The sequence below is a fragment of the Shewanella decolorationis genome, assembly GCF_004354305.1.
In the GTDB taxonomy this organism is placed as follows: Bacteria; Pseudomonadota; Gammaproteobacteria; order Enterobacterales; family Shewanellaceae; genus Shewanella; species Shewanella decolorationis.
The window spans coordinates 4,106,718-4,118,757 of sequence record NZ_CP037898.1; the positions used below are offsets into that span (position 1 = coordinate 4,106,718).

Sequence of the window (12,040 nt, forward strand, 5' to 3'; positions counted from 1 at the left end):
AAGACAGGATAGTAAGATTGTCACTTATCCTAGTTAGTTTGTTGCTATTTTTATCCAGGGGCAGTTATGTCGCAGCGGCACCATAAGCCGGAAATCTTGCATACTGAAGTTGTCGCTAAGAGCCGTTTGTTTCAAATTGAACAGGTCCATCTTAAATTCTCCAACGGTGTCGAGCGCCAGTATGAGCGGATGAAGGGCGGAAGCCGTGGCGCTGTGATGGTGGTGCCCATTCATCAAGGCAACATGTTGTTAGCCCGTGAATATGCCGCTGGCACCGACAATTACGAGCTAGGTTTTCCTAAGGGATTAATTGACCCAGGTGAGCAAGCTATCGAGGCGGCCAATCGAGAATTACAGGAAGAAATCGGTTTTGGGGCGCGTAAGCTGACACTGTTGAAAGAACTTAGTCTTGCACCGGGTTATTTCTCTAGCAAGATGCAAATTTTCATAGCAGAAGATTTATATGAAAGCCGCCTCGAAGGCGATGAGCCAGAACCCATAGATGTAGTGCCTTGGGCATTGGCCGAGTGGGAAGCGTTACTCGATAATAGCGATTTTTCCGAATCTCGTAGTGTGAGCGCATTGTTTTTAGCGCAGAAACACCTACAACTTAAATAATCTTTTTCGTTAAAGCGTTCAGCAACTGAGTGCTTGTAAATCATTCGCGAAGTTTGCGATTGGAGTGGTTATGAAGCCAGAAGAGTTAATCGACGAGGTGATTGCGATAGCAACGGATGCGGGTCGCACTATTCGTGAGATTTACCTCAAGGGTAATTTTGAACGAGAAACCAAGTCTGATAATACCCCCGTCACCTCGGCGGACTTAGCGGCGAATAAGCTGATCTGTGAACGCTTAGCCGCATTGACGCCCGATATTCCTATCCTGTCTGAAGAGGCTGCCGATATTCCCCTAAGCGTGCGCGAAGGCTGGAAACGTTATTGGTTAGTCGATCCCCTCGATGGTACGGGGGAGTTTATTGCGGGCAGTGGTGACTTTTCGGTGATCATTGCGCTGGTGGAGCACAATCGCCCTGTAATGGGCGTGGTTTATGTGCCTATGACGCAGGTGTGTTACTACGCCATTGCGGGCTTAGGCGCCTATAAACGTACCGATAAGCAGGAAGTGCGCATCAGCAGTCGGCAAATTCAGCACCGTGAGCAAGTTTCCCTTAGGTTAGCTGTGAGTCGTCGTCAGGATCCCCAATCCGTGTTGACCCTGTTCAATCAGCCTAAGCACTGTGAGCTGGTGGTCATGGGCGGTGCGGCCTTAAAGAGTTGTCTGGTTGCCGAAGGACGCGCTGATTGCTATGTGCGAGTCGGGCCGACGGGGGAGTGGGATACCGGTGCCGCGCAGATCATTATTGAGGAAGCGGGTGGCCAGCTCATGGATACTGAGCTGCAACCTTTAACCTACAATGAGCGTGAGACGCTTGAAAATCCCAACTTTATTGTTGTTGGTGCGCCCAATTTAGAGTGGGATAAAATTTTAATTGGTGAATAGTTTTACATGCAGTCTATCCGTCCAGTATTAAAGTCAGAGTTAGCCGATGTTTTTCAACTCGAACAGGCTATCTTTGGCGATCATTGTTATCCCGATTTTTTCTTTCGCCAAGGATTTGATTGTTGGCCAGAGCATTTTCTGGTTGCCGTAGGTGATGGCGGTAAGCTGTTAGGCTATTTGCTCTGCGCTCAAAGTGGTGACCCTGCTTGTATGTGGATTCTCTCCGTGGCGGTGAGTGAGCAATCCCGCGGGCGAGGCATTGGCAAACAATTAATCCAACAATGTTTAACTCAGCTACCGCCTCAGGTTAAGCGGGTGGATTTAACCGTCGATCCCCACAACCCAGCCCATGGTTTGTATCAGCGTTTAGGGTTTGTCGATACTGCCTTCGAAGCGGACTATTTTGGCGCAGGGGCAGATAGAGTCGTGATGAGTTATCACTGCCGCTAGGTAAAAGTTCAACCTCGAAATGGCGCCCTCGATTGAGGGCGCCATTTTTTTATGCGTTAAAAGTTAAGTTCCTTCCAAGGTTTCCATCGAGCGCTTGCCTCGAAGTTAGCCCTTCTTCCCTCATTTTTATGCCTTTTACTTCATGCTGTACGCAAAATAAACTTATTTTGAACGTTGTTTTTTATTTTTTAGACTGTTAATCTCACAGCATTCAACAGGGAGTGAGACCTATGGCGAGACGCAAAGAACATAGTCATGATGAGATTCGTGCTATGGCAGTAGAAGCGGCAATGGTATTGCTGCAACAGCAAGGGACACAAGAACTGAGTTTACGCAAGATTGCTAGCCAGATTGGCTATGTGCCTAGTACCTTAATCAATATCTTTGGTAGTTATAACTACCTACTGTTAGCCGTTTCTGAGGCAACGCTGCAGGCGTTGATGCGTCAGCTCTCCGAGGTAAGTGCTGATAATCGTCGCAATCAAATCATTAGCATGGCGCAAAAATACGCGGAGTTTGCCCACGCACAGCGCCAATGTTTTAAGTTGGTATTTGAACTGCAGCTACTCGACTCTGAGCCTTTGCCTGAATCCCAAGGCCAACTTATCGCGGGTTTATTCAGTTTAATCGAGCGCGAGTTAGTCCTGTTGTTCCCCCATAAAACTGCTGAGCAGCAACTCCAAATGAGCCGAGTACTCTGGGGCGGCATCCATGGTCTCACCGCCTTATCACTGGATAATAAATTGTTTGCCGATACGGCATCTTTACCCGCTTTGTTAGAGAGTCATGTGACAGGGTATTTACAGGGAATGGGTTATCAGAGGGAAGCGTCATGCTGCTAACAAAACGTTTTTTACCGTACTTTGCGACCCAATGTCTTGGGGCACTTAACGACAATATCTATAAAAATGTGTTGTTGTTGCTGGTAACCTTCAGCCAAGTCAACGATTTGCCTATTAGTGTCGACATGTTTGTCAATTTGGCTGCAGGGGTCTTTATCCTGCCGTTTTTCCTGTTTTCGGCCCATGCAGGCGTAGTGGCCGACAATATGGATAAAGCCAAACTTATCCGTCGCTTAAAACTACTCGAAGTCATCATTATGTTCAGCGCCGCCGCGGCCATCGTGAGCGAAAATTACATGATGATGTTATTACTGCTGTTTTTAACCGGTAGTCAGTCGGCCTATTTTGGGCCGGTCAAATATTCCCTATTACCTCAAGCCTTAAAAGAGGATGAGTTAGTCACGGGCAATGCCTGGGTTGAGATGGGGACGTTTCTGTCTATCTTGATTGGTACCTTGAGTGCCGGGATTTTGGTGTCTGATAACAATGCCACTTTTTGGTCGGCCATCACGGTCGCAGCCCTTGCCTTGGCGGGGTATTTATCTAGCCGTGCGATCCCTGCTTTACCGCCACAGGGTACAGTTCAGAAAATCCAATTTCGCCCATTATCAGGCACTTGGCGCACCATAAAGAAGGCGCGTCAAACGCCTTCGATTTGGATGGCCATCCTCGCCATTAGCTGGTTCTGGTTTTTGGGTGCCACATATCTGACCCAATTCCCTAACTTTGCCAAGTTGCATTTGCACTCTGGCGCGACCGTGGTGTCGCTTCTACTGGGGATGTTCTCTATCGGGATTGCGGTTGGCTCCTTTGTGTGTGAGCGTTTTTCCTTTGGCCATGTGGAGTTAGGTTTGCTGCCCTTTGGGGTGCTCGGCTTAACTGTGTTTGGTGTGGACTTGCTGTGGGCGATTCCGCCCGCACCTGCGGATGCGCAGTTTGTGTATGGCTTACAAAGCTTTATTGCCGAGCAGAAGCATTATCGAGTGATGTTGGACTTCTTTATGATTGGGGTCAGCGGTGGTTTGTTTATCGTGCCTCTGTATGCCTTTATTCAGGCGCGCTCCGCTAAGGGAGAATGTGCGCAAGCGATTGCTGCGAATAACATTATGAACTCGCTCTTTATGGTGGCGTCGGCGTTGTTGTCTATGCTGCTACTCGGGGTGGCTGGCTGGAGTATTCCACAGTTGTTCCTGCTGCTGGCGGTGATGAACTTTGTGGTTGCGCTTTACGTGTATTCGCAAGTGCCTGAGTTTACTCAACGATTTATCAGTTATTTACTCAGTCATGTGATGTATCGGGTGACTGTGACTGGGCGAGAAAAGATCCCCAAAGAAGGCGCAGGTATCATAGTCTGTAACCATGTGAGCTATGTGGATGCGTTGATCATTATGGGGGCGTCGACCCGGCCGATTCGTTTCGTGATGGATAAATCGATCAGTGAAATTCCGGTACTGAAATACCTGTTCCGCCATGCTGGAGTGATCCCGATTTGTTCGCCGCGCCAGAGTGAGGCCACTTACAATCAAGCCTTTGAATCAATTCATGAGGCGTTAGCGAATGGCGAGTTGGTATGTATCTTCCCCGAAGGTCGTTTAACCCCCGATGGTGAGCTCGGCGAGTTTCGCCCCGGTATTGATAAAATCTTGGCCCGCGATCCCGTGCCGGTGATCCCTATGGCGCTCAATGGACTGTGGGGTTCTTACTTTAGTCATAAGGACGGCCATGCATTGACTACTATGCCGAAACGCTTTTGGTCAAAGGTATCGGTGAGCTTAACGGATGTGGTGGATGGGCAAAATGCTGATCGGCACTCGCTCAGGGATAGTGTCGCGAATCTACTCAATAAGCCCTAACTTAACGGGATAGATAAAGAAAACCGTGGCAGTTAGCACACGGTTTTCTTGTTTTCAGCCTTTTAAGTGGTGGCTATCCAACGGATCGTTATTTCGCTGATAGCTATCCCGCTGATAGTTATCCAGCCACTCATGCATGGCTTGGTGACCTCCCCTAAACAGAATATTGCTGGCTTTCTTTTGTAACTGGTATTCGTACATGGGGTCGTAATATTTGTGCAGCAGCAGGCTTATCCAGGCCAAATGTTGTGAGGTTTGGTTTTGATTAAGTTGCTGCGACAGTGCTTGTTGTATCATGTCTTGCAACTCTTGATATTGCTTACCACCAAGACGTTTGCGAATACTGCTAAGACTCTGTAATAGGTAGTGGCTAAAGGCTTCGAAACCTGCCTCTAAGCCGAGACGCTCGCAAAATCCTCGGTGCATTTTGTGAACGTATTCATCGAGTAAGCGAGTGAGCCTGATGTCATCGTCTTCTTCGAGTACCAGAATATCGGCCGTTTGCATTGCGCTATAAAAGCGTTGCGGCAACGCTGAGCGGCCAATCAAAAAGCTTTCATCCTCGAGCAACAAACAGGCGTGATTGCCTAATTGATGGTGTAACAGGGCAATGGCGAGCTGATTTTCAAAGTTAATTTGTGTCGGTTGTGGGTCGATGTTTTTACCAAAGCTCGAGCCTCTGTGATTGGCTATGCCTTCGAGATCAATCGCTTCTTTACGTAGTCTTAAGAAATCGGTTTTGCCGCTTCCCGTCATACCGCTCAGGCTTAGCAAAGGTTGCAGACTTGGCGCCGCCTCAATTACACCCATTAAATATTGGCGCATACCTTTGTAGCCGCCTTGCACATAAGGTACGGAAACACCAGCCTCTTGCAGCCACTGCTGAGTTAATTGTGAGCGCAGCCCGCCACGAAAGCAGCAAAGGTAAGCTTCGGGGTGAGTCGATAAAAAGTTTAACCAAGCATCAATACGCTGCTGTTTTACCACGCCATGTACGAGGGAGTGGCCCAAGGCTATTGCAGCTTGCTGACCTTGCTCTTTATAACAAGTGCCGACTTTTTCCCTTTCCTTATCAACCATTAACGGTAGATTTATCGAGGAGGGAAAGGCGCCGCGATTAAATTCAATCGGCGCCCTTAAGTCGATTAATGGCTGCCCAGCAACAAAGATATCGTGATATTGCTGGGCGGGAATGATCATCGCTGACATTAACACAGCACTACATTAGCGGTGGAGGTGGGCGTTTCTAATGAGCCAATACAGATAGGCTCTATCTGATGTGCATTAAGCAGTGCCACCAGTTCAGCTTCGGCATCACTCGACACTGCCACTAACAAGCCGCCACTGGTTTGTGGGTCACACAAAATGGCTTTTTGATGATCGGTAAGTGTGGGCAAGTGTTCGCCATAACTGTCGTAGTTACGATGGGTGCCACCGGGAATACAGCCTTGTGCTAGATAGTCGAGGGCGCGGGGTAAGAGTGGCACTGCATCGAGGTTAAGTTTAGCGGTGAGTTTAGCACCTTGACATACTTCAAGTAGATGGCCCGCCAGCCCAAAACCTGTGACATCGGTGAGGGCGTTCACGCCTTTAATCTTAGCAATTTTGGCGCCTATGCTATTGAGCTGGCACATAGCATTGACTGCAATTTGGCTATCTTCATCTTTGAGCTTCTTCTGCTTTTGTGCCGTAGTGAGAATGCCAATTCCGATAGGTTTAGTGAGATACAAGCGATCGCCCGCTTTTGCGGTATCGTTTTGTTTTAAATCCGTCAGGGCGATTTGCCCAGTGACCGCAAGGCCAAAGATTGGCTCAGGCGCATCGATACTGTGACCTCCGGCCAGCATTATCCCGGCTTCCATACAGGCTTGACGGCCACCATCGACCACTTGTTGCGCGATCTCGGCGGGAAGCTTGTTCACTGGCCAGCCTAGAATCGCAATCGCCATCATGGGCGTGCCGCCCATGGCATAGATATCGCTAATGGCATTGGTGGCGGCGATGCGGCCAAAGGTAAAAGGGTCATCTACGATTGGCATAAAAAAGTCGGTGGTACTGATAATGCCGATTTCATCATTGAGCTTGTAAACGGCTGCATCATCACGGCTTTGATTGCCGACCAACAGGTTAGGATCGGTGAATACAGGCAGCTGCGAGGCAAGAATGGTGGTCAGTACTTTAGGGGAAATTTTACAGCCGCAGCCAGCACCATGGCTATATTCTGTGAGTTTAATGCTATCGGCGGAAGATACAGTGGAATTCGACATGAGCCCTACATCCTGTAAAAAGTGATTGAGGCATCATCATAATAGGATACGGCCACCATGCAAGGCGGCCGTATGATTTTTACCGAGAATTGTGCTCTAGCTATAACTTGCCGTTAGGCTCTTCCAGCTTTTTTGCTGAGTCAGGAATCGTATCTTCAACTCTTCGACTTGCTGCAACAACTGTTGATCGACCAGTTGCTTGCGTTTGGCTTCTAACAGTGTCTTTTGGGCTTGGTAATATTCGAGTAAATGTTGTTTCATCAACTCATACTCTTGCTGAATTTTTTCAATAATTTCATCAGCATTTGGCAAGTTTAGCACTTTGTTTCTGGCGTGTAGCAGTTGCATCTGCAGGCGTGCGCTCTCTATCCGCTCCTGTGGACTGGTTCGTAGGTCTTTGGCTAAGCCAACCCAAGATAACGCCTTAATCAACCACTTAGTCGGATCGTAATGCCACCACTTAATGCCGTTACGGTAATCGTTTTCGAAGATATGGTGAAAATTATGGTAACCCTCACCGTACGTCAACATCGCCAGAAAACCGTTGTCACGGGCGGTGTTTTTATCGGTATAAGGTTGGCTACCCCACACATGGGCGAGGGAGTTGATGAAGAAGGTGCAATGATGCACAACGACTAAGCGCAGTAATCCCGCCATCAGCAACATGCTGGCGATATTGCCAGTGAACCAGCCGAGTAGCGCGGGCAAACCAATGTTCATCAGAATGACGAGGGCGAGATAGTGCTTGTGTTGCCACATCACGATACGGTCGTTCTGCAAATCACGCACGTTTTGGTAGTCATGGTAACGCTGGGCTTGGTATTCGCGCAGCATCCAACCTATATGGCTGTACCAGAAACCCATGTTAGCCGAGTAGGGGTCTTTATCATTGTCATCGACATGCTTATGGTGCACACGATGATCGGATGCCCAATGTAATGCACTGTTTTGTAATGCTAATGCACCGCCAAGCGCGTAGAGGAAACGTACCGCAGGGTGAGCTTTATAGGCCTTGTGTGACCAGAGTCTATGGTAACCCGCGGTGATCGACAGACCACTTGCAAAGGCTAACACTACAAAAGCAATCCATTCGCTGGCGCCATAACCCTGGGTTAGACCATACCAAGGAACGAGGATAACTGCACTGAGGAAGGTGAGGCTAAAGAGGATGACATTTAGCCAGATGATAGGGGGTTTATTCATTATAGTTTCCAATATCCGCATTTGAGCGTACAACTGTAAGCTAATTTAGCCTAGCAATCTTGTTTGGTCAAGGTGGATGGGGCTGTGTTTCAGACGCAAAAGCGGTATTATCGCGTCATTACATTCAGTTAGCGGATTGAAGAATGGGTATTCGTGCACAGCAAAAAGAGAAAACTCGGCGGGCATTGGTCGATGCGGCGTTTAACCAGCTCAGTGCTGAGCGCAGTTTCTCTAGCTTAAGCTTGCGAGAGGTGGCGAGGGAAGCCAACATTGCGCCCACATCCTTTTATCGCCATTTTAAGGATATGAATGAACTCGGGTTGACCATGGTCGACGAGGGCGGGCTCACCCTAAGACAGATGATGCGAAAGGGGCGGCAACGTGCCGAAGCCGGGGGTAGTGTGATCCGCATTTCTGTGGATACCTTTATGGAAGTACTTGATTCTAATCCAAACGTTTTCAGAATTTTACTGCATGAGCGCTCTGGTACCTCTGCGGCATTCCGCGCGGCCGTAGCCCGTGAGATTGAACATTTTATCTCTGAACTGGCCCATTACACCGAAGCGACCGCGGGCCGTACGCCTATGCTGGCCAGAGCACAGGCAGAAGCGTTAGTGACCTTAGTGTTTAACGCCGGAGCGTCGGCACTGGATATGAAGCGCGCCGATCGTAAAGTGCTTGCCGATCAACTGGTGATGCAATTACGTATGGTGGCAAAGGGTGCCGAAGCCTTACAACATAAGGTCGAGCATCGTTAAGTAAGATTGTGATTTAGTCCAAAAATAAAGGAGCCAATGGCTCCTTTATTTTTAGGTACATAGAGTCGCTTAACGACGCTCTAGCAGTACACCTGTTTCCATATGGTCGGTGTAAGGGAACTGATCAAACAGGGCAAAACGGGTGACTTTATGGGTCTGATTTAATTGCTGCAAATTGTCTTTCAAGGTGTCGGGATTACAAGAGATATACAGGATCCGCTCATAACCTTGCACTAACTCCAACGTCGCAGGGTCGATACCTGCTCGTGGTGGGTCGACAAAAATGGTGTTGCAGACATAGCTGTCCAGATCTATGCCTTCTAAGCGTCTAAAGCTGCGTTTTTTCGCCATCGCATCGCTAAATTCTTCCGCCGACATACGGATAATCTGCAGATTATCGATATTGTTGACTTCGATATTGTACTGGGCTGCATCCACCGAAGGTTTAGCTAACTCGGTTGCGAGCACGCGATTAAAGTTTTGTGCCAGCGCGATGGAGAAGTTGCCATTACCACAGTAAAGCTCCAGTAAATCGCCTTGGCTGCGTTGAGTCACGTCGATAGCCCATTCCAGCATCTTGATTGCCACCTTGGCATTTGGCTGGGTAAAGCTGTTTTCGATTTGTTTGTAATGGAAAACTTTGTCATTCACTTGCAGTGACTCAACCACAAAGTCTTTATCTAAATCGATTTTCTGTTTGCGCGCACGGCCTATGATGTTGACCTTAAATTGGCTGCTCAATCTGGCTTTAAGTGCGGCGGCTTCGCTGCGCCATTGGTCATCAAGCTGTCTGTGATACAGCAGTGACACTAGAATCTCACCACTTAGCGTTGATAAAAAATCAACCTGGAAGAGTTTGTGGCGAAGGCTGTGATTCGGTTTTAACTCGGCGATCAGCGCCGCCATCATCTGATTGATTAAGGCACTCGCCGGTAAGTATTGATCGCAACGAACTTTGTCGTTCAATACTTTATCGAACATGTAATAGTATAAATCGTCGCCCTCATGCCATACGCGAAACTCGGCGCGCATCCGATAATGGGCAGGTTCTGAGGCAAACACTTCAACACTCGGTGTCTCAAATTGGGCAAAGGCCTGCTCTAGCTTGATACGCTTTGCAGTTAGTTGCGCATCATAGGTCGTGGGATCCATTGCTGCTAAGTTCATTGTCGATTCACCGTGGCTGTAAATTGGGGCGCAAATTTTATACTAGGTGACACGAATGTCCAGCATCTTGGTTTTGCGGTTTGAGTTAAGCTATGGGAGAATCCGCTCGCGAATGGGACAACGAATTAACTGGAGACGGGCTTGTCGCAACCAATATTAGTATTCGATTCTGGCATCGGCGGTCTATCCGTATTGGCCGAAATTCGCAAATTGCTCCCACATCACGATTACTGCTATTTGTTCGATAATGCCAGATTGCCCTATGGCGAGTTGGAAGAGCAGGAACTTGTCTCTGGTTGTGTCGCGCTTATCGACCAAGTCGTCGAGCGTACCCATGCCGCGATTGTTGTCGTTGCCTGCAATACCGCCAGTACTGTTGTGCTGCCAGCGCTGCGTGCAACCTTATCAATTCCTGTTGTGGGTGTGGTCCCCGCTATTAAACCCGCGGCGCAGTTATCTAAGAGTAAGCGTATTGGTTTGCTCGCCACCCCAGGAACGGTCAAGCGCCACTATACCTATGAACTCATCAGTCAATTTGCCGATGATTGCCACGTTGAGCTGTTTGGATCTTCCGAATTAGTGCTGATGGCAGAGCAGAAGATTGCCACCGGCCAATTGGACATGGCGCGGTTAACACAGGTTCTATCACCCATCGTCGAAGCGGATTTAGATGTATTGGTGCTTGGATGCACTCATTTCCCCATGCTGCGTGATGAACTGCAACAGGTATTAGGCCAAGGTGTCACCTTGCTCGATTCCGGTGAGGCAATTGCCAAGCGAGTCAAAACATTATTGGCTGAGGCTAACAGTGAGCTGCACATTCAGGAAGACGCGCACTGCGATGCACATATGCAGGCGTTTTATACTAAAGCGGAAATCAGTGAGGGATTAGCGACTACGTTAGTCGATTGTGGCTTTTCAACTTTAGAGCGAATCACCACAATCAACTCAAACGGATAAATTAACGCGGGTTACTCATCGGTACCTGTACGGTCGGCAGCTTCCGAATCTTGAGTCTTCGCTTCTCTAACCTTTAAGGTTCTTTCTTGGAAGTTAAAGTCGTTCAACTTGACCATCGCCTTTTGAGCTCCCGCCTCGGACATTTCCACAAAGCCGAACCCTTTACGACGACCCGTTTTACGATCACGCACTAAACGTACTGAGTTGACGGGGCCAAACTCACCAAACAGAACCTTCACTTCACCCTCGTGGACGCGATAAGGCAAGTTGCCTACATAGAGTGTCATGGTTGGGCCAACATATTGCTCATCTGCACCTTGAGCTTGATTTGTCTCAGGGACAAATTTAAAAACGAGAGTAGTAATGATAACGCCAGCAACAAAAGCGATGTACGCAGGTAATGTAGTTGCAAATTGAGATAGCGCAATTGCGCCGAGAATGGCAATAACCAAAACAATAAGAAATGACTTTTGCATATAAATGCTCTCTGAATGAAATAGAAAATGATAAATAACTGTTAACAGCAAGTCATATGGTAATGAATTATTTACTTTTACACTAGACCGCTGCCGAAAAATTGAGCGTGAATTATCATTTCTCAGATAAAAATTCGCTTTAAAATCGAATAACAAAGCAGAAAGAGATAAAAAATAGACATGATGTTTAAAATATCGGCGTACGATTCGGTTAGTCGAAAAAAGCCCTTGCGTAAAAAGTTCTGCTGCCTATAATGCGCATCCACTGACACGGCAGACAGCAATACGCAGTTTCAAGTGTCGGTTCATCGAGTGATTAACTCCTCGATGAGCGAAAAGAAAGTTGCAAAAACTACTTGACGCAAAAACGGGAATGCGTAGAATACGCAGCCCTGACCCGCTGAAATCACTTGCGATAAGGCGATGGTCAACGCTCTTTAACAATTTATCAAGCAAATCTGTGTGGACACTCACAGGTGTTGAGTTAATCGAAATTACTCTGCCGTTTGGCGAGTAATCAAAGAATTAAATCAATGAATGAGTGTTCATAGCAATATGTACAA

General features: G+C 47.8%; 12 protein-coding genes. 7 read left to right on the forward strand and 5 right to left on the reverse strand.

Annotated elements, in window-relative coordinates; all coding sequences use genetic code 11:
- Positions 1–66 precede the first annotated feature (66 nt).
- The 5 genes from nudE to EYR25_RS18345 all read left to right on the forward strand — a co-directional run bounded on the left by nudE (position 67) and on the right by EYR25_RS18345 (position 4,646).
- The gene (gene nudE, locus EYR25_RS18325) at positions 67–618 is read left to right on the forward strand and encodes an ADP compounds hydrolase NudE (RefSeq protein ID WP_011621002.1); all 552 of its coding nucleotides are present in this window, start codon (positions 67–69) and stop codon (positions 616–618) included.
- Positions 619–688: 70 nt separating this feature from the next.
- Positions 689–1,501: a 3'(2'),5'-bisphosphate nucleotidase CysQ gene (cysQ, locus tag EYR25_RS18330; RefSeq protein WP_011621003.1), complete on the forward strand. Its 813-nt coding sequence runs from the start codon at positions 689–691 to the stop codon at positions 1,499–1,501.
- A gap of 6 nt (positions 1,502–1,507) precedes the next feature.
- Entirely contained in the window at positions 1,508–1,951 is a 444-nt protein-coding gene (locus EYR25_RS18335; protein WP_133182049.1) for a GNAT family N-acetyltransferase, read from the forward strand.
- A 230-nt stretch (positions 1,952–2,181) separates the two neighbouring features.
- Positions 2,182–2,793 carry a TetR/AcrR family transcriptional regulator gene (locus EYR25_RS18340; protein WP_133182051.1) on the forward strand — a complete coding sequence of 204 codons (612 nt, stop codon included), beginning with the start codon at positions 2,182–2,184 and terminating at the stop codon, positions 2,791–2,793.
- Entirely contained in the window at positions 2,784–4,646 is a 1,863-nt protein-coding gene (locus EYR25_RS18345) for an MFS transporter (protein ID WP_133182053.1), read from the forward strand. Before EYR25_RS18340 ends, EYR25_RS18345 begins: the two co-directional genes overlap by 10 nt.
- 54 nt (positions 4,647–4,700) lie before the next feature.
- On the opposite strand, the gene mnmH is transcribed toward EYR25_RS18345, so the two are convergent.
- The 3 genes from mnmH to EYR25_RS18360 all read right to left on the reverse strand — a co-directional run bounded on the left by mnmH (position 4,701) and on the right by EYR25_RS18360 (position 8,116).
- Positions 4,701–5,855: a tRNA 2-selenouridine(34) synthase MnmH gene (gene mnmH, locus EYR25_RS18350; protein ID WP_133182056.1), complete on the reverse strand. Its 1,155-nt coding sequence runs from the start codon at positions 5,853–5,855 to the stop codon at positions 4,701–4,703.
- Positions 5,855–6,913: a selenide, water dikinase SelD gene (gene selD, locus EYR25_RS18355; protein WP_133182058.1), complete on the reverse strand. Its 1,059-nt coding sequence runs from the start codon at positions 6,911–6,913 to the stop codon at positions 5,855–5,857. Before selD ends, mnmH begins: the two co-directional genes overlap by 1 nt.
- Positions 6,914–7,009: 96 nt before the next feature.
- The gene (locus tag EYR25_RS18360) at positions 7,010–8,116 is read right to left on the reverse strand and encodes an acyl-CoA desaturase (protein ID WP_133182060.1); all 1,107 of its coding nucleotides are present in this window, start codon (positions 8,114–8,116) and stop codon (positions 7,010–7,012) included.
- Positions 8,117–8,259: 143 nt separating this feature from the next.
- On the opposite strand from EYR25_RS18360, the gene fabR reads away from it, so the two are divergent.
- Positions 8,260–8,874 carry an HTH-type transcriptional repressor FabR gene (fabR, locus tag EYR25_RS18365; protein ID WP_011070594.1) on the forward strand — a complete coding sequence of 205 codons (615 nt, stop codon included), beginning with the start codon at positions 8,260–8,262 and terminating at the stop codon, positions 8,872–8,874.
- A 69-nt stretch (positions 8,875–8,943) separates the two neighbouring features.
- On the opposite strand, the gene trmA is transcribed toward fabR, so the two are convergent.
- On the reverse strand, positions 8,944–10,041 hold the full coding sequence (gene trmA, locus EYR25_RS18370) for a tRNA (uridine(54)-C5)-methyltransferase TrmA (RefSeq protein ID WP_086902844.1): 1,098 nt from the start codon (positions 10,039–10,041) through the stop codon (positions 8,944–8,946).
- 141 nt (positions 10,042–10,182) lie between these two features.
- Between trmA and murI the strand changes: the two genes are divergently transcribed.
- Positions 10,183–11,001: a glutamate racemase gene (murI, locus tag EYR25_RS18375; protein WP_133182062.1), complete on the forward strand. Its 819-nt coding sequence runs from the start codon at positions 10,183–10,185 to the stop codon at positions 10,999–11,001.
- Between the two features lie 11 nt (positions 11,002–11,012).
- On the opposite strand, the gene EYR25_RS18380 is transcribed toward murI, so the two are convergent.
- Positions 11,013–11,477, reverse strand: coding sequence for an RNA-binding protein (locus tag EYR25_RS18380; protein WP_011715450.1), 465 nt, complete (start codon positions 11,475–11,477; stop codon positions 11,013–11,015).
- Between the last annotated feature and the right edge of the window lie 563 nt (positions 11,478–12,040).

What these genes read in the sequence shown, in the direction of transcription:
- nudE (WP_011621002.1), top strand. Translation starts at nt 67, where the DNA reads ATGTCGCAGCGGCACCATAAGCCGGAAATCTTGCATACTGAAGTTGTC.
- cysQ (WP_011621003.1), top strand. Translation starts at nt 689, where the DNA reads ATGAAGCCAGAAGAGTTAATCGACGAGGTGATTGCGATAGCAACGGAT.
- EYR25_RS18335 (WP_133182049.1), top strand. Translation starts at nt 1,508, where the DNA reads ATGCAGTCTATCCGTCCAGTATTAAAGTCAGAGTTAGCCGATGTTTTT.
- EYR25_RS18340 (WP_133182051.1), top strand. Translation starts at nt 2,182, where the DNA reads ATGGCGAGACGCAAAGAACATAGTCATGATGAGATTCGTGCTATGGCA.
- EYR25_RS18345 (WP_133182053.1), top strand. Translation starts at nt 2,784, where the DNA reads ATGCTGCTAACAAAACGTTTTTTACCGTACTTTGCGACCCAATGTCTT.
- mnmH (WP_133182056.1), bottom strand. Translation starts at nt 5,855, where the DNA reads ATGTCAGCGATGATCATTCCCGCCCAGCAATATCACGATATCTTTGTT.
- selD (WP_133182058.1), bottom strand. Translation starts at nt 6,913, where the DNA reads ATGTCGAATTCCACTGTATCTTCCGCCGATAGCATTAAACTCACAGAA.
- EYR25_RS18360 (WP_133182060.1), bottom strand. Translation starts at nt 8,116, where the DNA reads ATGAATAAACCCCCTATCATCTGGCTAAATGTCATCCTCTTTAGCCTC.
- fabR (WP_011070594.1), top strand. Translation starts at nt 8,260, where the DNA reads ATGGGTATTCGTGCACAGCAAAAAGAGAAAACTCGGCGGGCATTGGTC.
- trmA (WP_086902844.1), bottom strand. Translation starts at nt 10,041, where the DNA reads ATGAACTTAGCAGCAATGGATCCCACGACCTATGATGCGCAACTAACT.
- EYR25_RS18380 (WP_011715450.1), bottom strand. Translation starts at nt 11,477, where the DNA reads ATGCAAAAGTCATTTCTTATTGTTTTGGTTATTGCCATTCTCGGCGCA.